The sequence below is a fragment of the Chryseobacterium sp. genome (assembly GCF_008831505.1).
In the GTDB taxonomy this organism is placed as follows: Bacteria; Bacteroidota; Bacteroidia; order Flavobacteriales; family Weeksellaceae; genus Marnyiella.
The window spans coordinates 2,569,273-2,594,089 of record NZ_CP044507.1; the positions used below are offsets into that span (position 1 = coordinate 2,569,273).

General features: G+C 44.2%; 21 protein-coding genes. 9 read left to right on the forward strand and 12 right to left on the reverse strand.

What is annotated here, in order from left to right:
* Positions 1-15: 15 nt before the first annotated feature.
* The 5 genes from msrA to F7R58_RS12100 all read right to left on the reverse strand — a co-directional run bounded on the left by msrA (position 16) and on the right by F7R58_RS12100 (position 6,336).
* Positions 16-669, reverse strand: coding sequence for a peptide-methionine (S)-S-oxide reductase MsrA (gene msrA, locus F7R58_RS12080; RefSeq protein ID WP_158065159.1), 654 nt, complete (start codon positions 667-669; stop codon positions 16-18).
* 9 nt (positions 670-678) lie between these two features.
* The gene (locus tag F7R58_RS12085) at positions 679-1,650 is read right to left on the reverse strand and encodes an ROK family protein (protein ID WP_158065160.1); all 972 of its coding nucleotides are present in this window, start codon (positions 1,648-1,650) and stop codon (positions 679-681) included.
* 104 nt (positions 1,651-1,754) lie between these two features.
* On the reverse strand, positions 1,755-4,826 hold the full coding sequence (gene secA, locus F7R58_RS12090) for a preprotein translocase subunit SecA (RefSeq protein WP_158065161.1): 3,072 nt from the start codon (positions 4,824-4,826) through the stop codon (positions 1,755-1,757).
* Between the two features lie 108 nt (positions 4,827-4,934).
* Positions 4,935-5,156 carry a DUF2795 domain-containing protein gene (locus F7R58_RS12095; RefSeq protein ID WP_158065162.1) on the reverse strand — a complete coding sequence of 74 codons (222 nt, stop codon included), beginning with the start codon at positions 5,154-5,156 and terminating at the stop codon, positions 4,935-4,937.
* A 157-nt stretch (positions 5,157-5,313) separates the two neighbouring features.
* Positions 5,314-6,336 (reverse strand): GDP-mannose 4,6-dehydratase, encoded by a 1,023-nt coding sequence (locus tag F7R58_RS12100; RefSeq protein ID WP_158065163.1) that lies wholly within the window; start codon positions 6,334-6,336, stop codon positions 5,314-5,316.
* An 81-nt stretch (positions 6,337-6,417) separates the two neighbouring features.
* Here F7R58_RS12100 and F7R58_RS12105 point away from each other — a divergent pair, with 81 nt between their 5' ends.
* Complete coding sequence (locus F7R58_RS12105) at positions 6,418-7,218, forward strand: DUF2797 domain-containing protein (protein ID WP_158065164.1); 801 nt, start codon at positions 6,418-6,420, stop codon at positions 7,216-7,218.
* Between the two features lie 89 nt (positions 7,219-7,307).
* Positions 7,308-9,962, forward strand: coding sequence for a hypothetical protein (locus F7R58_RS12110; protein ID WP_229723817.1), 2,655 nt, complete (start codon positions 7,308-7,310; stop codon positions 9,960-9,962).
* A 2-nt stretch (positions 9,963-9,964) separates the two neighbouring features.
* Here F7R58_RS12110 and F7R58_RS12115 read toward each other — a convergent pair whose 3' ends face one another.
* A complete protein-coding gene (locus F7R58_RS12115; RefSeq protein ID WP_158065165.1) occupies positions 9,965-10,327 on the reverse strand; it encodes a hypothetical protein in 363 nt (120 codons plus the stop codon).
* A gap of 73 nt (positions 10,328-10,400) precedes the next feature.
* Positions 10,401-12,398 (reverse strand): excinuclease ABC subunit UvrB, encoded by a 1,998-nt coding sequence (uvrB, locus tag F7R58_RS12120; protein ID WP_158065166.1) that lies wholly within the window; start codon positions 12,396-12,398, stop codon positions 10,401-10,403.
* A gap of 115 nt (positions 12,399-12,513) precedes the next feature.
* On the opposite strand from uvrB, the gene F7R58_RS12125 reads away from it, so the two are divergent.
* Together F7R58_RS12125 and F7R58_RS12130 are read left to right on the forward strand one after the other, a co-directional pair.
* Positions 12,514-13,746 (forward strand): PQQ-dependent sugar dehydrogenase, encoded by a 1,233-nt coding sequence (locus tag F7R58_RS12125; RefSeq protein ID WP_158065167.1) that lies wholly within the window; start codon positions 12,514-12,516, stop codon positions 13,744-13,746.
* 33 nt (positions 13,747-13,779) lie between these two features.
* Positions 13,780-14,316 carry a DUF6646 family protein gene (locus tag F7R58_RS12130; RefSeq protein ID WP_158065168.1) on the forward strand — a complete coding sequence of 179 codons (537 nt, stop codon included), beginning with the start codon at positions 13,780-13,782 and terminating at the stop codon, positions 14,314-14,316.
* A 73-nt stretch (positions 14,317-14,389) separates the two neighbouring features.
* Here the strand turns inward: F7R58_RS12130 and F7R58_RS12135 are convergent, their stop codons facing one another.
* The 3 genes from F7R58_RS12135 to F7R58_RS12145 form a co-directional block, all read right to left on the reverse strand.
* Positions 14,390-15,769, reverse strand: coding sequence for a tryptophanase (locus tag F7R58_RS12135; RefSeq protein ID WP_158065169.1), 1,380 nt, complete (start codon positions 15,767-15,769; stop codon positions 14,390-14,392).
* Between the two features lie 81 nt (positions 15,770-15,850).
* On the reverse strand, positions 15,851-16,468 hold the full coding sequence (locus F7R58_RS12140) for a DUF502 domain-containing protein (protein ID WP_158065170.1): 618 nt from the start codon (positions 16,466-16,468) through the stop codon (positions 15,851-15,853).
* 15 nt (positions 16,469-16,483) lie between these two features.
* Complete coding sequence (locus tag F7R58_RS12145; RefSeq protein WP_158065171.1) at positions 16,484-17,062, reverse strand: tRNA-(ms[2]io[6]A)-hydroxylase; 579 nt, start codon at positions 17,060-17,062, stop codon at positions 16,484-16,486.
* Between the two features lie 167 nt (positions 17,063-17,229).
* On the opposite strand from F7R58_RS12145, the gene F7R58_RS12150 reads away from it, so the two are divergent.
* Positions 17,230-17,472 (forward strand): hypothetical protein, encoded by a 243-nt coding sequence (locus tag F7R58_RS12150; protein WP_158065172.1) that lies wholly within the window; start codon positions 17,230-17,232, stop codon positions 17,470-17,472.
* Positions 17,473-17,508: 36 nt separating this feature from the next.
* On the opposite strand, the gene F7R58_RS12155 is transcribed toward F7R58_RS12150, so the two are convergent.
* Both F7R58_RS12155 and mutS read right to left on the reverse strand, forming a co-directional pair.
* Positions 17,509-18,600: an acyltransferase family protein gene (locus F7R58_RS12155; protein ID WP_158065173.1), complete on the reverse strand. Its 1,092-nt coding sequence runs from the start codon at positions 18,598-18,600 to the stop codon at positions 17,509-17,511.
* A 100-nt stretch (positions 18,601-18,700) separates the two neighbouring features.
* Positions 18,701-21,286, reverse strand: a complete 2,586-nt coding sequence (mutS, locus tag F7R58_RS12160; protein WP_158065174.1) for a DNA mismatch repair protein MutS — start codon at positions 21,284-21,286, stop codon at positions 18,701-18,703.
* 142 nt (positions 21,287-21,428) lie between these two features.
* Here mutS and F7R58_RS12165 point away from each other — a divergent pair, with 142 nt between their 5' ends.
* The 4 genes from F7R58_RS12165 to fbaA all read left to right on the forward strand — a co-directional run bounded on the left by F7R58_RS12165 (position 21,429) and on the right by fbaA (position 24,808).
* The gene (locus tag F7R58_RS12165) at positions 21,429-21,959 is read left to right on the forward strand and encodes an RNA methyltransferase (RefSeq protein WP_158065175.1); all 531 of its coding nucleotides are present in this window, start codon (positions 21,429-21,431) and stop codon (positions 21,957-21,959) included.
* 171 nt (positions 21,960-22,130) lie between these two features.
* Positions 22,131-22,784: a CBS domain-containing protein gene (locus F7R58_RS12170; RefSeq protein ID WP_158065176.1), complete on the forward strand. Its 654-nt coding sequence runs from the start codon at positions 22,131-22,133 to the stop codon at positions 22,782-22,784.
* Positions 22,785-22,797: 13 nt separating this feature from the next.
* Entirely contained in the window at positions 22,798-23,664 is an 867-nt protein-coding gene (locus tag F7R58_RS12175; protein WP_158065177.1) for an NAD kinase, read from the forward strand.
* A 73-nt stretch (positions 23,665-23,737) separates the two neighbouring features.
* The gene (gene fbaA, locus F7R58_RS12180) at positions 23,738-24,808 is read left to right on the forward strand and encodes a class II fructose-bisphosphate aldolase (protein WP_158065178.1); all 1,071 of its coding nucleotides are present in this window, start codon (positions 23,738-23,740) and stop codon (positions 24,806-24,808) included.
* Positions 24,809-24,817 lie beyond the last annotated feature (9 nt).

Consider the following 24,817-nt stretch of genomic DNA (forward strand, 5'->3'; position numbering starts at 1 on the left):
TTCGCCATTTTTTTATTATTGAGCCTCCGCTTCCAGCCAACCTTTTTCTCCAAAATACTTTTTGAATTTCTGGATCTTGGGTCCCACAACTGCTGAGCAGTAGGGCTGATTAGGATTCTGATTGTAATAGCCCTGGTGGTAACTCTCGGCGGTCCAGAATTTCTCCAGCGGTGCAAGTTCGGTCACATATTTACCATTCCATTTTCCTGAACTTTCCGAAAGTTTGATGGCAGCCTGAGCTTTGGCTTTTTCCGCCTCATCCTTATAGAAGATTACCGAGCGGTACTGTGTGCCTACGTCATTTCCCTGACGGTTAAGCTGAGTGGGATCGTGAAGGAAAAAAAACACTTCCATGAGCTGTTCGTATGAAATAACTGTAGGATCGTAATTGATCTGTACCACTTCTGCATGCCCGGTTTCGCCGGTAGAGACTTCTTCATAAGTCGGATGGTCCTTATGACCGCCGGCATATCCGGAAATTGCAGATTCTACACCATTCAGCATATTAAAGCAGCTTTCTACACACCAGAAACATCCGCCTCCAAAAACAAGTTGCTCCATTTTTCTGTTACTATCCATTTTCTTGGTTTTATTATTAACGGTTTTATCTTCCTGCCCGCTGCAGGAAATTACGATTAAACTGATTACAAAGAGCAGTAATTTTTTCATGACTGTAAATTATCCTTTAGTCCACACTAATGCACTGGCTCCAAGTATAGCAGCATCTGCTTCGCTAAGTTCACTGAGTACAAGTTTCACCTTATTACGGAACACGGGTAGAAGATTCTGTTCCATATGTTCTTTTGCAGGCTTCAGTATAAAATCGCCGGCTTTAATAACGCCACCGAACAAAAGTATGGCCTCGGGAGATGAAAACATTACAAAATTTGCAAATGCTTCGCCCAGCTTCTGACCTGTGTAGCGGAACACTTCTATGGCAGTAGCATCGCCTTTTAAGGCACAATCATAGACCGTTTTAGCATTAATATCTTCTTCTGAGTATTCATTCAGCAATGAAGTCTGAAATTCGGCACGCATTTTTTTTGCGGTGATGGTGATTCCGGTTGCTGAAGCATATGCCTCCAGACTGCCATCCAAACCTGTACTCCAGTGGCGCCGGCCGCCCGGCTTTACTATGGTGTGGCCTAACTCACCGGCAAATCCATCGTGACCGTAAACCAACTTTCCGCCAGAGATTATACCGCCGCCTACACCGGTTCCCAGAGTGATCATGATAAAGTCTCTCATTCCGCGAGCTGCTCCGTACATCATCTCGCCAAGCGCCGCCGCATTAGCGTCATTTGTCATGGTGCACGGCTTTCCAAATTTACGGCTCATAAGTTCAGCAAAAGGAATGATACCTTTCCAATTCAGGTTAGGCGGTTGCTCTATTGTACCTTTATAGTAATTGGCGTTAGGAGCCCCTACACCAATTCCCTCAACCATTATCATTCCGCCGTTTTGCTGAATCAGCGGTTCCAGGTGATGGTAAAGTTCATCAATAAAGCTTTCAACCTCGGCATGGACGTCAGTTTTCATACTACCTTTTGCCAATATTTCACCACGGTGATTTATCAGTCCAAATTTGGTATTAGTCCCTCCGATATCTATTCCTATGGCCATACGCCCTGACAAGTCTGTTAATGCCATATGTTTGAATTGGAATCTAAAATTAGTAAAAATTAAAGCAAACATCGGGCAAATAAAAAGCGGCGGAAAATTTTTCCGCCGCCATATATCAGATTTCTGTACTCTTACTGAGGAATTTCACCTTTAAACAGGAAGGAAATTGTTTCCCTGTTTACCCTGTCTACCATTTCGCTGAAAAGGTAGAAGGATTCCTGTTTGTAAATTACAAGCGGGTCTTTCTGCTCATAGACAGCTCCCTGTGAGGAACGGCGCAAGTCGTCCATTTCACGAAGGTGCAGTTTCCAGTTCTCGTCGATAAGAGAAAGAGTAATGTTTTTCTCAAAATCATCTACCAAACTCTGACATTTGGTATCGTAAGCTTTCTGAAGGTCGGTCACGATTGTCATCGTCTTAATTCCGTCGGAGAACGGCACCTGTATCATCTTAAACATACTGCCTTGATTAACGTACACATTTTCGATAATCGGGAAAGACTTCTCCTTCATGAGTTCCAGTCTTTTTGAATAATCTTCCTCAGCGGCACGGTATACTGCTTCAGTAAGGTCGGCCACGGACTTGTTTTTGAAATCATTCTCAGATATAGGAGACTCCATTGTAAAGTTTTTGATCATCTCAAATTCAAAAACCTTGTAATCTCCGTCAGCTTTTGTTTTTGAAACAATGGAATGGGACACGTCGTAGATCATATTGGAGATGTCATACTTCAGGTGATCTCCAAACAGCGCATTCTTTCTTCTTTTATAAATGACATCGCGCTGCTTGTTCATAACGTCGTCATATTCCAGAAGTCTTTTACGGATACCGAAGTTGTTTTCCTCCACCTTTTTCTGAGCTCTCTCAATAGACTTGGTGATCATGGAATGCTGGATGACCTCGCCTTCCTTATGACCCATACGGTCCATCATCTTGGCAATTTTCTCTGAACCGAAAAGACGCATGAGATTATCTTCCAGGGACACATAGAACTGTGAGCTACCCGGGTCTCCCTGACGTCCGGCACGACCGCGAAGCTGTCTGTCCACCCTTCTGGAATCGTGTCTTTCTGTACCAATAATGGCCAGACCACCAGCCTCCTTCACGCCTTCACGCAGTTTAATGTCGGTACCCCTACCTGCCATGTTGGTGGCAATGGTCACCTGACCCGGACGGCCTGCCTCCGAAACAATCTCGGCTTCTTTCTTGTGAAGTTTGGCATTAAGTACCTGGTGCTGTATTTTTCTAAGCTGAAGTGCTTTTGAAAGCAATTGTGAAATCTCAACGGAAGTGGTACCCACCAGTACAGGACGTCCGGCGGCAGTCAGCCTTTCAATCTCCTCAATTACAGCATTGTATTTTTCGCGGTTGGTTTTGAAAACCAGATCCTGTCTGTCGTCTCTGATTATAGGTCTGTTGGTAGGAATTACCACTACATCCAGTTTATAGATCTGCCAAAGTTCACCAGCTTCCGTTTCAGCTGTACCGGTCATACCCGCAAGCTTGTTGTACATACGGAAGTAGTTCTGAAGCGTGATGGTGGCAAAAGTTTGTGTAGCGGCTTCGATTTTTACGTTTTCCTTAGCTTCAATAGCCTGGTGAAGACCATCGGAGTATCTTCGGCCATCCATAATACGGCCTGTCTGCTCATCCACGATCTTTACTTCACCGTCGATAACTACATATTCATCGTCTTTTTCAAAAAGAGTGTAAGCCTTAAGCAACTGGTTCATCGTATGAACGCGCTCTGACTTTACGGCAAAATCGCGGAAAAGTTCTTCTCTGGCTGCAAACTCCTCGTCTTTAGACAGGTTTTTCGCTTCCAGTTCAGCAATTTCTGTGGCAATGTCCTGAAGTACGAAAAAGTCTTTATCGTCGTTACCCTGGGACATGTATTCCACGCCTTTGTCGGTAAGGTCTATTTGGTTATTCTTTTCATCAATTACGAAATACAGGTCCTTATCCACGATGGGCATGTCGCGGTTGTTATCCTGCATATACTGGCCCTCCACCTTTTGAAGAAGGGCTCTGTTACCACTTTCGGAAAGAAACTTAATTAACTGACGGTTCTTTGGAAGACCACGGTAGGCCTGCAGCAGTTTGAATCCTCCTTCTTTGGTATTTCCGGCTGCGATGAGCTTCTTGGCTTCGTTGAAGATCTGTGAAACAGTTTGCTTCTGCACAGCCACGATCCTGTCCACGGAAGGTTTCAAAACGTCATATTCCTGACGGTCACCCTGAGGAACCGGTCCGGAAATGATAAGCGGGGTTCTGGCATCATCAACAAGAACTGAATCCACCTCATCTACAATCGCGAAATTAAGTTCACCTTGAACAAGTTCGTCCGGGGATGTTACCATATTATCTCTCAGGTAGTCGAAACCGAACTCATTGTTAGTACCGTAGGTGATATTGGAGTTGTACGCTTTCCGGCGACCTTCCGAATTTGGCTGGTGATTGTCTATACAGTCTATTGAAAGCTGATGGAATTGGTAAAGTGGTCCCATCCACGCGGAGTCACGCTTCGCAAGATAGTCGTTTACGGTAACTACATGCACCCCACGTCCGGGAAGTGCGTTCAGATAGATTGGCAGGGTACCCACGAGGGTCTTACCTTCACCTGTAGCCATCTCGGCAATTTTACCGCTGTGCAGCACAACACCACCAATGAACTGGGTATCATAATGCACCATATCCCAAACCACCTCGGTACCATGTGCATTCCAGCTTTTTTTCCATACTGCCTCCTCACCCTGGATTTCAACAAAATCCTTGGTTGCAGCCAATTGTCTGTCCCAATCGGTAGCGGTTACACGGATTTCGCCATTCTGTGCCCAGCGGCGGGCCGTTTCTTTGATGAGTGCGAATGCTTCGGGAAGGATTTCATCCAAAACCTTTTCTTCAGCAGCATACGCCTCTTTATTTAATGTATCTACCTTTGTAAAAAGGGCTTCTTTTTCATCAATATTAGAACTGTTTTTTATCTGTTCCCGGGTGGCCTCTATCTGAGAAGTGATGTGAGCTGCGGCAGCCTTAATTTTTTCTCTGAACTCGGCAGTCTTATTACGTAAGCCGTCGTCGCTTAGCTGCTGAATATCACCTTCCGCTGCTTTTATTTTTCCTACTACTTTTTTAACTTCCTTAAGATCGGTAACATTTTTGTCTCCCAGAAAGCCTTTAAGAACTTTGTTTAAAAAACTCATATTGATTGATTTCTGCCCATCCAATGGATCGAGCCACTAATAATAATTAATTTAACACAAATCCAAAAATAAAACGGATGCACCGTAATGCATCCGATTAACGGATTTTTAGTATTCGTCTTCGTTCCAAAGGAAGTCGTCATCTGTTGGATAGTCGCTCCAGACTTCTTCAATGGATTCATAAATTTCACCTTCGTCTTCAATGGCCTGAAGATTTTCCACAACTTCCATGGGAGCTCCGGTCCTGATGGCATAATCAATTAATTCCGCCTTCGTCATAGGCCAGGGAGCATCACTTAAGAAAGAAGCTAATTCTAGTGTCCAGTACATATCTTTTGTTGTATATTAAATTTTTGCAAAAGTAAAAAAATAGATGTGAAAAATAATCTTTTCCTATCTGATTTCCAATTAATTTGATTTTTATTTGGCAGCAGTTAAACAACCGTGCTTAATTGCTCAACTGGCGCACTCCCGCAGGCAACCGCACTCATTTTCTCAAAAACCATTCCACAAACTTTTTTATGCCATTGCGGAAATCTGTAGCCGGTTTGTATCCCAGCATCTCTTTTGCTTTTGTTATATCTGCATAAGTTTGGGGAACATCGCCCGGCTGATGGGGAAGCTCCTTTTTAAGGGCTTTTTTATCCAGAAAATCTTCTACCGTACCCAGCATTTCATTCAGATTGATGACTTGGCTTTCACCAAGGTTAACAATTTCGTAAACACCTTGATGCTTCTGAAGAAATTCGGCAGCTTTCAGAATTCCTGACACAATGTCGTCTATATAAGTATAATCCCGGGCAGTGCTGCCATCGCCATAAAAGGGAACCTCCCTACCCTCTGAAATAAGCCTGGTAAACTTATGTATGGCCAAATCAGGTCGCTGCCGCGGACCATAGACGGTGAAAAATCGCAGCTGGATCATGTCTATTTTATAGAGATGATGGTAAACATGTCCCAGTATTTCGCCGCATCTTTTTGTCGCGGCATAAGGCGACACAGGCCGGTCCACAGGGTCGTTTTCGGAAAAAGGAACCTTCTCATTACTGCCGTAAACACTGGAAGACGAAGCGCAGACAAACTTACGTACATCAAACTCGCGGCAAAGCTCCCAAATATTCATAGTGCCGCGGATATTTACTTCTTCATAATCCAACGGCCGTTCTATGGAAGGTCTTACGCCGGCCAGTGCGGCCAGGTGTATGACAAAATCCGGTTTTTGCGTACGGAAAACTTCAGCCAAAGCTTCTTTATTGCGAATATCCAAATACCAAAGGCTGTATCTGTCTGAAGACGTATACTTTATTGCGCGCGCAATATCCTTTTCTCTGCTTTCAAAGGTAAATGGCAATTTTTTACCGGTGCTGGTAAATGTGTTGCTGATTTTAATTCTGTAATCATAGAAATCATCAAAGTTGTCAATATTTATGACAGAATGTCCCAAATTTAAAAGCTGCTCTATAAGGTGTGATCCTATAAAGCCGCTGCCGCCCGTTACGAGGTATTTCATCTGCTGCTGTTTACTTTCACAAAGCTATTAATTTTAGACGGTCAAATCTTTATTCCGTAATTTTACATCAAATATTAAAAAATGCAGTTCTCCGGACAGATTTTAAAGATGTGCACTCAAAACGGTAAGCCCATTCAGTATTACATGACTTTGGGTTCAGATCTTATTATGATGAACCAGCTGATTGGTAAGAAACTTTCAATCCGGCACACAGGCTATCAGTGTGTCTGCTGTGACCGCGATGAGAAGCTTTACCGGATGGGATACTGCAAAAAATGTTTTTTCGAAAGCCCGTACGCGAGTGACACGATTATACGCCCGGAACTTTCAACCGCACATCTGGGAATTGGCGAGCGGGATCTGGAGGTGGAAAAATCGATACAGCTGCGTCCGCATATCGTATATCTGGCCTATACGGGCTATGTGAAAGTGGGTGTAACGCGAGAAAGTCAGATTCCGACAAGATGGATTGACCAGGGTGCCACTTTCGCCCTACCCATTGCAAGGACAGACAACCGATACGAGGCGGGTATGATAGAGGTGGCCCTTAAAGAACATCTGTCTGATAAGACGAACTGGCGAAAAATGCTGGAAGATGATTTTGAAGACGACCTGGACCTGAAAGATTTCCGGGACAAAATACGCGGATACTTCCCTGAAGATTTTCAGAATTTTTACTCGATGGAGCATGAGATGGAAAGACTGGACTATCCGTATGAAGCTCCGGAGAAGATCACCTCTGTTACGCTGGAGAAAAATCCCGAGTTCAGAGGTACGCTGACCGGCATCAAGGGTCAGTATCTCTCTTTTGAGGGCGGATTTTTCATTAATGTTCGTGCGCATGAAGGCTATGTGATCAACCTGGAGGTAAGTCACTTATAAAGGCGCATAAATAATGTAAGATAAAAGGCGCAGGGTATAAGGCAGCGCGGATGTCATAAGCTAATTTTGCCTCACAACGCAAAAACTTTGTGAGAAAAATTACCATCCGCAAATTCCTCACCGTATTCGGAATATTGGCCGGCATTCTTGTGCTGGCTCACATTGGCATTAATCTGTGGCTCAAGTATAAACTGCCGGATTATATAAAGAATAATTCGGAGTATAAAATTTCCTATAAGTCTCTGGAGGTCGCAGTCGTGACGGGCAATATAACAGCCACTGGAATATCTGTAAACACGAAAAATCCTCAAAACCTGAATGTCATAGGATTGACTGGTACCATGGACAGGCTTGAAGTAAGCAGATTGGGGATTTATGATGCACTGTTTAACAAACAGATTAATACCTCCGACCTGCTGATGGTTAATCCTGACCTGAATGTCGTGCTTGCAAAACCTGTTGATGACAGAACAGGAAAAAAACGCAGCCCTTTTGTCTTTAACAATATAAAAATTCAAAATGGCAATATCAGGCTTTTCAGGCACACAAAACAGAAGTTTGTAGAGGTGCAGGACCTGAAACTCAGTGTGGAGAACCTTCAGATGACAGAAGAATCGGTAGAATCCAGACTGCCGGTAGTTTTTGACAGTTACGACATCAGCGGAAAAAATTTCTATTTCCGGCCGGATGACGTATACGGATTGACAGCTGATCAAATAACCACGGAAAATGGTTTGATGAATATCCGCAACTTTAAAGTGACACTACTTATGGCTCCTGCGGAAGCTTTTCAGAAATACTCTGCCAAAAGCGCCCTCTTTGATTTTAAAGCGCGCGAAATGGACTTTAAAGATGTCCTTTTGGTAAAGAACAAAATTTCACTTTCCAATTTTTCCATATCCAATCCGGAGCTTAAGGTGTATACCACTACTGCACCAGCGAAAAGCAAAAAGAAGTTTAACTACGAATTGAATCTTGAAGATATTTCCCTCAATAATGCACGGGTAGAAATTCTTAAAGCAGACGGCAGCAAAATTTTCAATGCCCAAAATATGAACATCAACATCCATAAGTTTCTGATGGATGCGGAAACATCAAAAGGCAACATCCCGTTTTCCTATGAGAAATTTAACGTGGTGGGAAAAAATATAGGTTACACAGCAGGCACGCATCAAATCGCCGCCTCTCATGTTTCCATTTTGCCGGAAAAAGCGGAGTTACGAAATATTAAAGTTAGGTCCGGGGGCACAAACGGAAACACACAGGCCAACCTCAGCATAGGGCATATTGCGGTAGCAATGGATTACTGGGAATATCAAAACAGCAAACTTAAGCTGAATGCTGAAAGTGCACTGATCCATGATTTACGCGGAAACCTGGTAACCAATCCGGCGAAAGCTGGCAAAAAAGCGGATTACGAGTGGATCTCATTTCCGCTGACGCTGAAAAAACTGCAGGTGCGAAGCCCGGGACTTGAAGTAACCACGGAGGGCAAAAAGACCTCTTACACCAACCTTAACCTGAAAGCGCAAAACGTAGTAATGAATGCTGAAACAGCTAAGGAAGCAGTTCCTTTTAAAGCAGGGAATTACAGTTTGACCGTAAGCAGTTTTTCGCGCCGGCTGAACGATTTCTATAGCCTCAGTACGGGGCTGCTGAAAATTAATCCTAAAAGTTTGTCCGTGAAAAATTTTGCCATGAATCCACTTGTTACCCGGGCTCAGTTTATCAGGATGATACCGACGGAGAAGGACCTTTACGATCTGACTGCTCAGCAGATTACGGCTACTGGTAACTGGAGCCTCACCACTGCCAACAAACATCTGTTTGCGGATAACGTAACCATCAACAGGGCAAACGCCAATATCTTCCGCAGCAAAATCCCCAATGATGACCCAAGCAGGAAACCTATGTACACAGAGCTTCTGCGCAGGATAAAATTTCCATTGGTGGTAAAAAATCTCGATGTCACAAATTCGGTCCTGGAATATGAGGAAGACACAAAAAAAAGCGAAGGACCCGGCAAACTCACCTTCGCTAACTTTAATGCTAATGTGCGCAATCTGAACTCAGCAAAGCTGAAAGGAAAGTCCACAAAAATTCCGATCACCGTAAAATGCAGTTTTATGAATGCATCGCCAATGAATGTTCGCTGGAATATGGATACAGCAGCACCCAATGATGCTTTCAGCATTTCGGGAAATATTTCGGACTTACCTGCCGCAAGAATCAATGCGTTCATTGAACCTTACCTGAAGGCCCGTGCGACCGGGACCATCCAGGATCTCAGTTTCAACTTCCGCGGTAATGCTTCAGGACTTAACGGTACTTTGAATATGAAGCATCAGAAACTGCAGGTGGCTCTTTTGAAGGAAACCGGTGAAAAGAAGAAACTGCTGTCGGCGGTGGTCAATGTATTTGTAAAATCAAACTCGGGAGCCTTTCCTGCCTCGGTTGTGGTAGACAATGTGAAGCGCGACCCCTCCAAATCGTTCTTCAACCTGTTTTGGCAGGGAATTCAGGAAGGCCTCAAAAAGACGCTGATTGGGGCAAATGTGGAAAATACTGAAAAAACGGTGCGCAATACGATAAAAGATACTAAAGTTACCGCGGAACAAACAAAAACCTCGGTTAAAACCAAGGTTGAAAATGTAAAGGAAAAAATAAAGGACAACGAGGAAAAACCAGCCAAAAAAGAAGGTCTTCTGAACAGGATCTTTAAAAAGAGAGAGCCCGGCAATTAGATTCAGGAATCAGTACGGTCTGCTTCAAAATCATATTCATCCTGCTCCTCAATGGGGATATCGCGGATAAAACTGTCGAACCTGTCGCCCGGATAATTGCTGTCCGCCCCGTAAGAATCAATGATCATCCCGCGATGACCGTCTGAATCTTCAGCTACATAAAGTACTTCATTATCCTCAGGATTACTGAAGCCCTCAAAACGGTAAGATTTCAGGATCTTTAGGTCACTGGGCTCATAGACTTTCTCCGAACTGCTGAGTTTCATTTCACCGGCTTCATTCATGCGGAATTCCTGTGTTACTCCTTTCTGCATCAGTTTGTGCATCACTTGGCTCATGGTGAGCATAGGTCTTGGGGTTTCCATAATTTATTTGTATTTAATCTACTCAAAAATACGAAACTGTGGTAGCCCGGTGTTATAGAATTTGGCCAATATTTTAAACACCGGCCCTGAGTGCGGCTATCTCATCGCGTAGTTTGGCCGCTTTAATAAAATCCAGGTTCCGGGCTGCAGTCTCCATCGCTTTCTGTTTTTCACCTATCAGTATTTCAACATTTTCAGAACCGTATGCCAGGCGCTCCTCGGCAACCTGCTTCATAATTGTTTTCTGCGTGTATTTTTCGTCGGGGAAATCTTTGGCGCGACCCACAAGAGCCTCCGATATTTTCTTATTGATCTGTACCGGCACGAGATTATTAGCGGCATTATATGCCATCTGTTTTTCGCGGCGGTAGTTGGTTTCGTCTATAGCTGCCTGCATACTTTTGGTAATCTTGTCCGCATACATAATGGCCTTACCATTGATATTACGGGCAGCCCGCCCAATGGTTTGGATCATGGACCTTCTCGATCTCAGCATACCCTCTTTATCCGCATCCAGTATAGCCACCAGTGAAACTTCCGGTAAATCGAGTCCTTCCCGCAGCAGGTTCACACCAATCAGCACATCGAAGAGGCCCGTTCGCAAATCCTGCATAATCTGAATACGCTCCAGCGTTTCCACATCAGAGTGGATATAGCGGCAGCGAATACCGAATTTGGTAAAATACTTCGTAAGTTCCTCCGCCATCTTCTTGGTCAGTGTGGTTACCAATACGCGTTCATCAATTTCAGCCCTCATCTGGATCTCTTCAATCAAATCGTCAATCTGGTTTATGGTGGGCCGGATATCAATTACCGGATCCAGAAGACCAGTGGGACGTATAATCTGCTCCACATACTGGCCGCCGGTTTTCTCAAGCTCATAGTCCGCGGGTGTCGCAGAAACGTAAATGACCTGATTCTGCATCGCCTCAAATTCCTCAAATTTCAGCGGACGGTTGTCCATCGCTGCGGGCAAACGGAACCCATAATCTACAAGCGCTTCCTTACGGCTTCTGTCACCACCGTACATCGCATGCACCTGCGGTATGGTTACGTGACTTTCATCAATTACCATCACAAAATCTTTGGGAAAATAATCCAGCAAACAGAAGGGCCGGGAACCGGGCAGTCTTCCGTCCAGATATCTGGAGTAGTTCTCTATTCCGGAACAGTAACCCAATTCCTTTATCATCTCCAGATCGAGCTCGGTCCTTTCCTGTAGACGTTTGGCCTCGAGCGGCTTCTCAATGCTTTCGAAGAAATCCACCTGTTTCACAAGATCGTCCTGGATGGCACGTACGGCACCTACCATTGTTTCCTTACTGGTTACAAACATGTTAGCCGGGTAAATGTTGATTTCATCAAATACAGAAATAGTGTTTCCCGAAACAGGATCAAATGAAACAATTTTCTCTATCTGGTCTCCAAAAAACTCAATCCTGATGGCGTTATCCGCATAAGCCGGATAAACATCTACCACATCACCTTTCACACGGAATGTTCCACGCTGAAATTCGTTCAGTGTCCTGGAATACAGGGCGCTCACCAGCGAATGCAGGAGACCTGTACGCGTCATTTTTTCACCCATTTTAAGGGAAACAAGCGACTTATGGAATTCCGAAGGATTACCTATACCGTAAATACACGACACAGAGGCCACAATCAGCACATCTCTCCTGCCGGAAAGCAAACTCGCTGTAGCAGAAAGCCGCAGTTTCTCCACTTCTTCGTTAATGGAAAGATCTTTTTCGATATAAGTATTTGATGACGCAATGAAGGCTTCAGGCTGATAATAATCGTAATAAGAAACAAAATATTCTACAGCATTATCAGGGAAAAATTCCTTGAATTCCATGAATAGCTGGGCAGCCAGGGTTTTGTTGTGCGCCAGTACCAGCGTGGGACGCTGTACATTGTTTACAAGGTTGGCAATCGTAAAGGTTTTACCCGAACCTGTAACTCCCAGGAGGGTCTGATATTTTTCACCGGCAACAACTCCCTGTGTCAGCTGTGCTATTGCATCAGGCTGATCACCAGACGGTTGAAACTCGGACTGAAGTTTAAATTTCATAAGTCAAAAGTACAAAAAACATGAGTGGTATTTCAGGAAATTAATTTTGATACATCGGCCTTAAATCATATAAACCTAAATTGTGCAGTAAGCGTATTTTTGTAAAAATAACATTATGCGGACAACCTTCATCCTTATTACTGTTGCAGCGTCATGCTTAGCACTTTCCTGCCAAAACGGTACCAAAAGCCAGACCAGTACCGGTTCTGAAACAACAGCATCACCTGATACCAGGAACCCTGAACGCGGTTCCCGAAACACCGATATCGCTCCGGCCTTCAGCGGGCAGACCCGCGTAGCCGGAGTCAGCACCTCTACACCCTTCAGCGTTGATGTCATTGCCAAAGGCTTGGGAAAACCGTGGGGAATTATAAATTATCCCGGCGGCAGGTTCCTCGTAACGGACAAATCCGGATATATGAGCATCATTTCAGCTGATGGCAGCACTGTTTCCAAAATAACAGGATTTCCGAAGGTAGACACTGACGGGCAGGGCGGCCTGTTGGATGTAGCTCTGGATCCTGATTTCGCGAATAACCGTATGCTGTACTGGACTTATTCTGAGCCGGTAAGCGGGGGAAATCATACGGCTGTTGCCAAAGGAAAACTTTCAGCGGATGAAAAAACAATCGAAAATGTATCAGTAATTTTCCGCGCGACACCCACATATGATGGCGACAAGCATTTTGGCAGCCGCCTGGTTTTTGCCAAAGACGGCAACCTCTTCCTAAGTACGGGTGAGCGTTCAGATATGGAAACAAGACCGTTGGCACAGGACCAACAGGCTTACTACGGTAAAATCATTAAAATCAACAAAGACGGTAAGGCTGATGCTGCCAACCCAAAAATAAGCGGCTGGAAACCGGAAATTTACAGTACCGGTCACCGTAATCCGCAAGGCATAGCATTACATCCTCTAACGGGTGAACTTTGGGTGGCCGAAATGGGACCTAAAGGGGGTGATGAAGTAAACAGGATTACCCCTGGTAAAAATTACGGCTGGCCCACCATTACTTATGGCGAAGAGTACAGCGGTATGACTATTGGTGAGGGGATAGGACAAAAAGAAGGTCTGGAGCAGCCTGTGTATTTCTGGGATCCTTCGGTGTCTCCAAGTGGTATTGACTTTTACACAGGTACAATACCGGAATGGAAAAACAATATGATGGTAGGCTGCCTGAGCGGTAAAAAAATTATCCGTTTGGTAATTGAGAACAATAAGGTAACAGGAGAAGAATGGCTACTGGGAGACCAGAATGAACGTTTCCGGGATGTACTTAATGGTGCGGACGGAAATCTTTATGCCGTAACGGACAGTGGCAAACTGTATAGAGTAGCCAAAAAATAATAAAAGGTATCTTTGCCGAAGAAAAAATAAATTATGAAAAAGTTGATATTAACAGTGGCAGTAGCAGCTTTCGGGTTTGCAGGTGCACAAAGTGACAATGATGCTTTCCGCGGTCCGGGTGACCTGCGTGTAAATGTAGGCGCCAATTTCCAGGCAGGCGGTACTGGAATAGCTGCCATGCTGGATTATGGTTTAGGCGAAAGTTTTTCCGTGGGCGCACAGGCCGGCTACCTGCTGGGTGTTGAAGAAAATCTGCTGGACGGAGACGTGAAGGCAGAACACCGTTTTGATGCCAAAGCCAGAGTTAGCGCACACCTTGGCGATGTATTGGGCTTGCCACAAAATTTTGACATTTATCCCGGTCTGAATTTGGGACTTAAGAATTTCGGAGGTCATGCCGGAGTCAGATACTTCTTCGACAAAGGATTCGGTGTATTTGCGGAAACACAGTTCCCGATTGCAAAATACAATACCGAAGGAACCGGATACAGAAGACTTAACAACCAGTTTGCCTTCCTGATCGGAGCCTCTTTCGACCTTGGCAGAAGTGCAAGACCAGTTGGTGAATAACAAAACTTTATAAAAGACAAAACCGGAAAATATAATTTTCCGGTTTTTTTGTTTCAGTGCTGAACCTGCAAATCTACTTTGCCTCTTCCAGCTTTACAGTGAAGTGTCTGAGGATGGGGGGCTCCCAGGTGATGTTATATCCTTTGCTTATGTCTTCCCTGCGGTCAAAAACATTTTTCAGGCCCGCAGCTATATAATCCATATGGTTATTGGTGTAGGTCCGGCGCGGAATTGCCAAACGCAGAAGTTCCAGCTTAGGGTATCTGTTTTCGCGGGTTTCAGGATCACGGTCGGCCAAGAGCGTTCCAATCTCCACACCGCGGATTCCGGCTTCCTTATAAAGTTCAAGTCCAAGAGTTTGGGCAGGATATTCTGAACGCGGAACATTCGGCAGAAACTTAAGCGCATCTACAAAAACCGCGTGTCCGCCAATAGGCTTCTGCACAGGAATTCCGTACTCAATAAGTTTGTTTCCCAGATATTCCACCTGCGAAATACGGCTGTGCAGGTAATCAAATTCCGTTGCTTCATCAAGCCCCACTGCAAGCGCGTTCATATCCCGACCCGCCAATCCGCCGTAGGTAATGAATCCTTCATATATAATAGTAAAGTTAGAAGCTTTCTGGAAAACCTCTTCGTTACGAAGCGCTATAAAACCACCAATATTAACCAAACCGTCCTTTTTGGAACTCATGGTCATACCTTCTCCGTAAGAAAAGATTTCCGCGCAAATTTCCTTAATTGTCCTGTCGGCCTGGCCGGCTTCACGGGTCTTAATGAAATAAGCATTTTCAGCATACCGTGCACTGTCGAAATAGATCGGTATACCATAACGGTCAGAGAGTGACTTCACCGCTTTAATATTTTCCAGTGAAACCGGCTGACCTCCGGAAGTATTACATGTGATGGTAATCAAACAGAAAGGTATCTGCTCCTTTGGGTACTTTTTGTATACCGCTTCCAGTTTTTCAAGATCAATATTGCCTTTAAAAGGATGATCATTTTCAATATCAAATGCTTCATCAATCGTACAGTCTACCGCGTGGGCTTTACGGAATTCAATGTGTCCCTTGGTAGTGTCAAAATGTGAATTTCCGGGAATTACATCACCATCCTTTACGAGAACAGAGAAAAGCACATTCTCCGCTGCACGTCCCTGGTGGGTAGGCAGTAGATAGGGAAAGCCAGTGATTTTATTTACCGTATCAAAAAGCGCCTGAAAAGACCGTGAGCCGGCGTAACTTTCATCTCCTGTCATCATGGCGCCCCACTGGGAATCGCTCATGGCGCCGGTACCCGAATCCGTAAGCAGGTCAATATATACCTGTGAGGATTTTAAATTGAAAAGATTAAAGTTGGCCTCTTTCAACCAGGTCTCTCTTTCTTCGCGGGAGGACTGGCGGATTTCTTCAATCATTTTTATTCTGTAGGGTTCTGCGTAAGGTAATTTCATTATTATATTTAAAGTTGGATTAATGTTAAATGGAAAACCGATGCGGAACTCGCATCACGAACTGTTACAGGTACACCCGGTTTATTCCGGAGCTTTAAAGACAGTCTTATCACTGTGGAAACCGGCCACACCACCACTTACGGCAAATTTCATTGCCGCGGCGGCACTCATGCCCTGAACCTCCTTTACATTTTTTTCTTCCGTAATAATTACCCAGCCAGAAATGGCATAGGAATGCGGCAGATAGACTGCAACATAATGGTCCTTATCCACGTCAGTCATGTCTTCCTGTGTAAGGAAGCCTATCCGCCATACCACAGGGTTCTCGGAAGTCTTAACCCATACGGGTTTCGTAAATTTCTTTTTGTCCCCAACGAAGGATGACATCACATCTTTTGTAGGGGTATAAATATGTTTAATTCCCGGCGTTTTCTCCAGCAGAAGGTCCATGCGGTCCAGCAGCAGGCGCCCTACCAGGAATTTATTTCCTAAAAAGCCAAGCAGAGTAATCGTACAGATAATGGAAATAAACACCACTCCGGGCCATTTAGCTGAGATAGCCGGATAAAGATTGTCTACACTGGAAACAATATACCAAATAAAGAAAACGGTAAGTCCAAACGGACCGACAATCATCAGGCCCTGAAAAAAAGATTTCAGGAGCATATTTAATACCTGTTGAACCTGCTCTTTTGTCATGCAACCTGTGTGAATTTAACCATGAATGGTTTCTCTTTTTCCGTAGCTGCTGATCACCTGAGCCTCATACTCAAGCCACTGTTCCCAGCGCCTGTTCACCTTTTCTTCCTTTCCGAGCTGTCTCGCAAATCCTATAAAGGTGGTATAATGTCCTGCTTCAGAAATCATCAGTTCGCGGTAGAACACTTTCAGCTCTTCATCTTTTATATTCTCTGTTAAAACCTTAAAGCGTTCGCAGCTTCGGGCTTCAATCATTGCTGCAAAGAGCATTTTATCAATAATCAGGTCTTCGCGGCTGCCCTGTATTATAAATTTTGCCAGGTCGTTCACATAATCATCTTTCCGCGGGCGTCCCAGATCATAGCCCCGGGCTTTGATGATTTCGTGCACCTGATTAAAGTGATCCAGTTCTTCCTGTGCAATTTTCAGAAGTTCCGATACAATTTCAGGATATTCAGGCAGTAAGGTGATCAGCGTAATGGAATTGGTTGCGGCTTTCTGTTCGCACCATGCGTGATCGGTAAGAATTTCACTAAGATTTCCCTCGGCAATATTTGCCCATCTGGGATCAGTAGGGAGTTTCAGCTTAAACATGAACTTGATAATTTCTGTAAAGTTACTATTATTCTAAATATCCGAGCGTGGATTTGCGTCTTTCAGAATTTCAGCGATTGCTTACATCATTAGTATTATGAGCCCCACAGTGAGGTTTCGTGGCATTCAAATTGGAAATATCAACTCAACATTAAAAAAAATAAATTATGAAAACGACTAACATCATCAAAAGAAGATCCGAGAAACTTTTCCTCCTTACCATTATGTTTTTCTCCAGTATAATCGCATTTGCGCAGGATGCAGCCGATGTAGATATTACGACCTCTGAAACTACCACTACCACTACTACCGAAGAGTGGTTTACTAACCCACTGTACTGGGTAGTAGGTGCCCTGGTACTGATTGTAATTATTGCCCTTGTAGCAAGAGGCAACAGAGCCAACGACTAAATCACTTCATATATATTGTCACGAAACCGTCTCAGATTAATCTGAGGCGGTTTTTTTGCGGAGAAAATGCAGGGTTTTCCAGCCGAATGCGTCCAATTTTTTCAGTGCTTCCGCAATTATTACTGCTAAAACAATATTCATAATGTAAATCAGGATCATAAGTATCCACCAGGGCATTTGCTCTTTCAGCGGGACCACTGCAAAGTAGACAAGCGACGAGCTTATGCCCTGTGCGAAATAGAAAAAGATGGCATTGCGGCCAATATAGGTAACAAAACTCTCCTTTTTGACCTTCAGACGGTTGTAAAGCGCAAACAGAGTTATCAGTGAAAAGGATGACCAAAGAATATAAAGTGCCTTTGGCGGAAATTTGGCCTTATTCATTTTCAGGATGTACTCTTTTCCCTCGTTCCAGTAAATTACCGCCAAAATGATAAGCATAAGGCTCAAAAGTGACAAAACCCAGGGCATAGGAATCTTCTTCCCTTTCAATCGGTTTGCCAGAAGGAAAATCCCCAGGTATAATGTAACATATCCCACCTGACCGCTGGGATAATATTGCGGCATAAGATTAAACAGTGCGGTGAGTCCGAAACACAGAGCGATGAACCAATTAAGATGCTTAGGAAAAAAGCGGATAATGAGCACGCCAAGAACGGTGAGAATAAAATAGACCTTCAGATACCAGAAACTCCCCATTACCACGGGAAATGTATCGGCATTTGTATACTGATGCAGGTACCAGTTACCCAGGTTTTGCCACTGTGGCATGCTTGAGATATTCTGAGGAACATACTTGGCACCAAAAGTCGAATAGAATTCCTGCATCCAGGCAAGACCAAAAAGGTTGAGGCCGAAGACCTTGAACAGGTAATCAAGAAAAAAGAGAAAGGTCACAAAAATCATAAAGGTTATCTGCAGTTTCAACAGCCTGTATAAAGTTTTTTCCACATTTCCTCCCGAGGTCAGACCGGAAAGTGCATAGAAAAGCGGCACGTCAATCAGCAGTGAAAGTACCCTGAGTTCGGTAGGGATATAAAACTGTCCGGACCAAAAAACTGTGTGAATAAAAATAATGGAAAGCGTGGCAAAGCCCTTCGCAAAGTCAATGTAGAGGTCTCTTTTCATAGTTTCTGTTATGCCTCAAAGTTATTCTTTTTCAGCACACCTTAAAATTTACTTTTGCAGAAAAGGACAAGCGGAATAACCAACGCAATTTTGTGAAGGACTACTTCCCAATCATCTTCTTAATTGCATTTAATTTCATTAAGGCTTCAATTGGCGTCAGTGTGTTGATATCGATCTTATGGAGTTCTTCCCTGATGTTCTCCAACACCGGGTCATCCAGCTGAAAAAAGGACAGCTGCAGATTTTCCTCGGTCAGTTTTTTAACAGACTCACGCCCATCGCCGGCATTTCGGCTCTGTTCCAGGGTTTTCAGTATTTCAGCGGCGCGGTGAACAACTTTTGCCGGCATCCCGGCCAACTTAGCCACATGGATACCGAAACTGTGTTCACTTCCGCCCGGCAAAAGCTTGCGCAGGAAGATAACAGACCCTTTGTTCTCCTGAATGGAAACATGAAAATTTCTGATCCTGGTAAAGTTCAGGGTCATTTCGTTCAGTTCATGGTAGTGCGTCGCGAAAAGCGTTTTGGCCTGTGTAGGATGCTGATGCAGATATTCGGCAATGGCCCACGCAATTGAGACACCGTCGTAGGTTGAGGTGCCCCTGCCAAGTTCATCAAGCAGGATGAGACTGCGGTTGGTTATATTGTTAAGGATGCTGGCAGCCTCATTCATCTCTACCATAAAAGTAGATTCGCCTGCGGAGATATTATCGGTGGCTCCAACACGGGTAAATATCCTGTCTAACAGCCCAATTTCCGCGTATTTTGCAGGTACAAAACTGCCAATCTGAGCCAGCAGACAAATGAGGGCGGTCTGCCGAAGTATCGCCGATTTACCTGCCATATTGGGACCGGTAACCATAATGATCTGCTGCGTATCGCGATCCAGGAAGACATCGTTCGGGATGTATTTCTCCCCAAGGGGCAGAGCACTCTCAATTATCGGATGCCGGCCTTCACGGATATCAATGGCGAAACCTTCATTTAAGACTGGCCGGGTGTAACTTTCGGACACCGCCAGTTCGGAAAAGCCTACGGCTACATCCAGCTGTGCTATAAGTCCGGAATTGCGCTGGATTTCTGCCATAAACGACATTACATGATTACATATGCCGCGGTATAGCCTGTACTCTATCACCGAAATCTTCTCCTCTGCCCCCAGGATCTGGGTTTCATATTCTTTAAGTTCTTCGGTGATGTACCGTTCTGCATTAACCAGCGTCTGCTTTCGGATCCACTCTGCAGGGACTTTGTCCTTATGGGTATTACGCACTTCTATATAATAGCCGAATACATTGTTAAAATCTATCTTAAGCGATGCAATACCCGTTCTTTCCACTTCACGCTGGCACATTTCGTCAAGAAAAGACTTACCCTTCTGCTGCAGACCACGTAAATAATCCAGTTCTTCGGAAACGCCGCTCTTGATTACATTTCCTTTTGAGAGCATAACAGGCAGTTCAGCGTTAAGGTGCATATCCAGATAATGTATAAGTTCCGCATGATCTGTGAGTATCTCCAGCGAATTCCCGATTTCGGGATAGGCAAGGATTTTACTCCGGATTTCCGCAATGCTTCGCAAACTGTGACGCAAAAACCCCAATTCCTTGGGCGAGATTTTCTCTGATGCAAGTTTACCCATGAGCCTTTCCAGGTCTGAAATGGATTTCAGCAGAATCTGGATATCGTATTTGAGCATATCCTGACCGTTAAAAAATTCTATCAGCGAAAGCCGGGACTGTATTTCAACTATATTTTTCAGCGGAAGGATAATTCTCCTTCTCAGAAGTCTGCCTCCCATAGGTGTAGAGGTTCTGTCAATGATATCCAGCAAACTCCGCCCTTCCCTGTGGGCCGGCAAAACCACCTCCAGATTTCGGAGGGTAAAGGGATCCATCATAAGATAATCCTCCTGCGGGATTTTCTGAATGCGCGTAATATGGGTGAGCAGATCGTGGTGGGTATCCTCTACCAAATAAGCAAATATGGCACCCGCGGCAGTGATGGCAAGTTTAAGTTCGCTTACACCGAACCCGCGCAGCGACGAAGTCTTGAAGTGAGCTGTAAGTTTCTCTACCGCATAATTATACTGGAATGCCCAGTCCTCCAGCCGGAAAAAACTGCGGTTTTTCAGCTGTGGAGGAACGTCTTTGGTACGCTGGAACAGGATTTCGCTGGGATCAAAGGTGTTTACAATGTGCAGCAGCTTTTCCAGATTACCTTCGGAAACAAGAAACTCACCTGTAGATACATCTACCAGTGCCAGTCCGTACATTTCTTTCTCTTTATGAACAGCCAGCAGGAAATTGTTTTTCTTTGAATTCAGTACCTGGTCATTGAAGGTAACTCCTGGTGTAACAAGTTCTGTAACACCCCGTTTTACAATGCCTTTTACGGCTTTGGGATCCTCCAGCTGATCACAGATGGCTACACGCAGTCCTGCGCGAACCAATTTCGGCAAATATGAGTCAACTGAATGATGCGGAAATCCTGCGAGTTCAATATGACCCTCTCCATTTGCCCTTTTCGTCAGCACGATACCGAGGATTTGCGAAGCACGGATGGCATCCTGACCAAAAGTCTCATAAAAGTCCCCCACCCTGAAAAGCAGCAATGCATCCGGGTACTTAGCCTTAATAGTATTATACTGCAACATTAAGGGGGTTTCTTTTTTCGCTTTGGCCATCGTTAAAATTAAAATTGAGGGTAAAAATACAAATAATCTCAGGAAGCCTTTAGGGGAGCCACACACAAACAGGAAGTAAGAACAGATTTTCATTCCCCCCACCATAAGTACCGATAAAGTATCTTTGCAGCACAGAAAAATTATGGCAAAGAAATTAAAACTTGAAGATTTAGGGCGTGTGGACAGGGAAACCTTTAAACAGATCACGAAAATCCCGGTTACTGTGGTATTGGATAACGTGCGGAGCATGCACAATGTAGGTGCCGTTTTCCGGACTGCGGACGCATTTATTGTAGAAAGAGTCATTCTCTGCGGGATTACGCCTGTACCTCCACACCGCGAAATCCATAAAGCGGCTCTGGGCGCAACCGAAACTGTGGAATGGATTTATGTAAAGGATATTTCCGAGGCTTTGCAAAACCTTAAAGATCAGGGATGCACGGTTGTCGGTCTGGAACAAACCACAGCCAGTGTAAATATCGACAGTTACATAGTCAAGCGCGGGGAAAAGTACGCTCTTGTACTTGGAAATGAAGTGGACGGCCTTTCTGACAATGCCCTCGCACTGTACGACACTTTTCTGGAAATTCCGCAGTTAGGCACCAAACACTCACTGAATGTTTCTGTATGTGCGGGGATTGCGATGTGGCACTTCTTTAAAGATTTGAAATAAAAAACTGCAAAGCCCTGAAAGGCAGTGCAGTTTGAAATAAATCTAATAAAAAGTAAAAATGAAAGGCGACAAAGATATTACAATTGAGCCTTATCTTCCAAACTATTTAACGGTTTAAGCGAAATAGTACACAAAAAATGCGCTAGTCTTCAAATTTTATTATTTTAGCGTATGTTTATTAAAGATTATATTTCCAAGGACTATCCTGCGTTTAACTGGAGCGATTCTGTAGAGGCTGCTTCGGAATTTGCCAAGGAGTTTGGATATTCGCATGTCTTCATAAAAAAGAAAGGAATCTATGCAGGTGCCCTAAGCCAGATCTTTCTGGAGGAAAGTCCCGAAGGCCCGCTGGGCAGTCTGGAACTGCATTTTGAGAAATTTGCTATTCAGGCAGACGGAAGTATTCTGGACACCGTAAAGCTATTTCACACTTTCAATTCCAATGTCGTACCCGTGATCGGCGCTACCGAAAAATATCTGGGCTACATTTCCTGCGACGATATTTTCAGTGAATTTTCTAAATACCCTCTTTTTTCCGAACCGGGCGCCATACTCACCATACAGACCAACTCCAAACACTATTCATTTACAGAAATCTCCCAGATTGTAGAAACCAATAATGCCAAGATTTACGGTTGCTATGTAAGTGCAATCAACGAAGATAATTTCTGGCTTACGATGAAGATCAGCAGTGAGAACCTAACCTCCATTGACGAGACTTTCGAAAGATATGGCTATAATGTGGTGCATAAACATTACAGCGATGAGAAAGAGGATTTACTGAAGGACCGTTTTGGTTTTTTTCAGAAATTCCTGGAATTTTAACAAACCTATATCAATGAAAGTTGCCATATATTCCCAGAAAAAAGACCTGGATACTTTTCTGTACCTCAGCAGGTTCATATCTGAGCTCGCGGGCCGCGGAATAGAATCCGTACTGCACAGCGACACTGCGAACGACCTGCAGTTCTCAAAGGATTTTGAAACTTTCAGTTCAAGAGCCGAACTCCAGACCCACGGTGTGGATTTCTTTTTCAGTTTTGGAGGAGACGGAACCATTCTGAATGCACTTATTTATATTCAGGACCTTGAGATTCCGGTCATAGGCGTAAATACCGGCAGGCTGGGCTTCCTGGCGAGTTTCAGCAAAGAAGACATATTCAATAATATAGACAGTATAGTGAAAGGCGACCTGGTACTGAGTAAACGGTCGGTCATTGAAGTCTTTACCGAAAAAAACAGCATCGCATTCCCTTACGCGCTCAATGATGTTTCCATCAGCCGTAAACAAACCACGGCAATGATCACGGTTGACACCTATATCAACGATGATTTCCTGACGGTTTTCTGGGCAGACGGTCTCATCGTGTCCACCCCTACAGGCTCAACAGCGTATTCACTGAGTTGTGGCGGTCCCATCATATCGCCCACCAACGATAATTTTGTACTGACACCCATTGCGCCCCATAACCTGAATGTTCGGCCCATTGTAGTGCAGGACGATGTAGAAATTCATCTTAAGGTCACCAGCCGTGTCCCCCAATATTCACTGTCACTGGACTCCCGTCTTTATGAACTTGATATTGAGGAAGAAGTACGGCTAAAGAAAGCACCTTTTGAACTGAATCTGCTCCTGCCCAGGGATATTAATTTCTTTGACAAACTCCGGGAAAGATTACTTTGGGGAAAAGACAGACGCAACTGAAGTCATTCGCAAAAAAACCTTAACTTTACAGGATATTTCAAAACACAGATTCAATCCTTAAAAAGTAAAAATTATGAGTAGAATGTTTCCGGCAGGAGTTGCCACAGGTGAAATGGTAACAGACCTTTTTCAGTATGCTAAAGAGAATAAATTTGCGCTTCCCGCTGTAAATGTTATTGGTTCCAGCAATGTAAATGCTACCATGGAAACCGCTGCCAAACTAAACTCGCCGGTAATTATTCAGTTTTCGAATGGCGGTGCTGCTTTCAACGGTGGTAAAGGCCTGAGTACTGAAGGACAAAAATCTGCTATCCTGGGCGGTATTGCTGGTGCACAGCACATTCACACATTGGCTGAAGCCTACGGTGCTACCGTGATTTTACATACCGACCATTGCGCGAAAAAACTACTTCCATGGATTGACGGTCTTATGGATGCCAACGAAGATTTCTACAAAAGAACCGGTAAATCACTTTACAGTTCGCATATGCTGGACCTTTCTGAAGAATCTTTGGAGGAAAATATGGAAATTTCCTGCAGATATTTTGAAAGAATGGCAAAGATGGGCATGACACTGGAGATTGAACTTGGTGTTACAGGTGGTGAAGAAGATGGTGTAGACAATACAGGTGTTGATTCCTCCAAACTTTACACACAACCTGATGAGGTGGCTTACGCTTATGAAAAACTGAAGGCGATTTCTGATAACTTCACTATTGCTGCAGCATTTGGTAATGTTCACGGAGTTTATAAGCCGGGTAATGTAAAACTTACCCCTAAGATTCTGGACAATTCACAGAAATTTGTACAGGAAAAATTTGGCACAGCTGAAAAACCGATCAATTTTGTATTCCATGGCGGTTCCGGTTCCTCACTGGAAGAAATCAGGGAAGCAATTGATTACGGAGTAATTAAGATGAATATCGATACTGATCTTCAGTTTGCATATACTGAAGGTGTTCGCGACTATGTGGCTGAAAAGATGGAATATCTGAAAGCGCAGATCGGAAACCCGGACGGTGATGACAAACCTAACAAGAAATTCTACGATCCAAGGGTTTGGATCAGAAAAGGTGAAGAAACATTCGGAACAAGACTGGTTCAGGCATTTGAGGACCTGAACAATGTAAACACCCTTAAGTAACAGTTAGAA

Coding starts and splice junctions, on each gene's coding strand:
- msrA (WP_158065159.1), bottom strand. CDS start 669: ATGAAAAAATTACTGCTCTTTGTAATCAGTTTAATCGTAATTTCCTGC.
- F7R58_RS12085 (WP_158065160.1), bottom strand. CDS start 1,650: ATGGCATTAACAGACTTGTCAGGGCGTATGGCCATAGGAATAGATATC.
- secA (WP_158065161.1), bottom strand. CDS start 4,826: ATGAGTTTTTTAAACAAAGTTCTTAAAGGCTTTCTGGGAGACAAAAAT.
- F7R58_RS12095 (WP_158065162.1), bottom strand. CDS start 5,156: ATGTACTGGACACTAGAATTAGCTTCTTTCTTAAGTGATGCTCCCTGG.
- F7R58_RS12100 (WP_158065163.1), bottom strand. CDS start 6,336: ATGAAATACCTCGTAACGGGCGGCAGCGGCTTTATAGGATCACACCTT.
- F7R58_RS12105 (WP_158065164.1), top strand. CDS start 6,418: ATGCAGTTCTCCGGACAGATTTTAAAGATGTGCACTCAAAACGGTAAG.
- F7R58_RS12115 (WP_158065165.1), bottom strand. CDS start 10,327: ATGGAAACCCCAAGACCTATGCTCACCATGAGCCAAGTGATGCACAAA.
- uvrB (WP_158065166.1), bottom strand. CDS start 12,398: ATGAAATTTAAACTTCAGTCCGAGTTTCAACCGTCTGGTGATCAGCCT.
- F7R58_RS12125 (WP_158065167.1), top strand. CDS start 12,514: ATGCGGACAACCTTCATCCTTATTACTGTTGCAGCGTCATGCTTAGCA.
- F7R58_RS12130 (WP_158065168.1), top strand. CDS start 13,780: ATGAAAAAGTTGATATTAACAGTGGCAGTAGCAGCTTTCGGGTTTGCA.
- F7R58_RS12135 (WP_158065169.1), bottom strand. CDS start 15,769: ATGAAATTACCTTACGCAGAACCCTACAGAATAAAAATGATTGAAGAA.
- F7R58_RS12140 (WP_158065170.1), bottom strand. CDS start 16,468: ATGACAAAAGAGCAGGTTCAACAGGTATTAAATATGCTCCTGAAATCT.
- F7R58_RS12145 (WP_158065171.1), bottom strand. CDS start 17,062: ATGTTTAAGCTGAAACTCCCTACTGATCCCAGATGGGCAAATATTGCC.
- F7R58_RS12150 (WP_158065172.1), top strand. CDS start 17,230: ATGAAAACGACTAACATCATCAAAAGAAGATCCGAGAAACTTTTCCTC.
- F7R58_RS12155 (WP_158065173.1), bottom strand. CDS start 18,600: ATGAAAAGAGACCTCTACATTGACTTTGCGAAGGGCTTTGCCACGCTT.
- mutS (WP_158065174.1), bottom strand. CDS start 21,286: ATGGCCAAAGCGAAAAAAGAAACCCCCTTAATGTTGCAGTATAATACT.
- F7R58_RS12165 (WP_158065175.1), top strand. CDS start 21,429: ATGGCAAAGAAATTAAAACTTGAAGATTTAGGGCGTGTGGACAGGGAA.
- F7R58_RS12170 (WP_158065176.1), top strand. CDS start 22,131: ATGTTTATTAAAGATTATATTTCCAAGGACTATCCTGCGTTTAACTGG.
- F7R58_RS12175 (WP_158065177.1), top strand. CDS start 22,798: ATGAAAGTTGCCATATATTCCCAGAAAAAAGACCTGGATACTTTTCTG.
- fbaA (WP_158065178.1), top strand. CDS start 23,738: ATGAGTAGAATGTTTCCGGCAGGAGTTGCCACAGGTGAAATGGTAACA.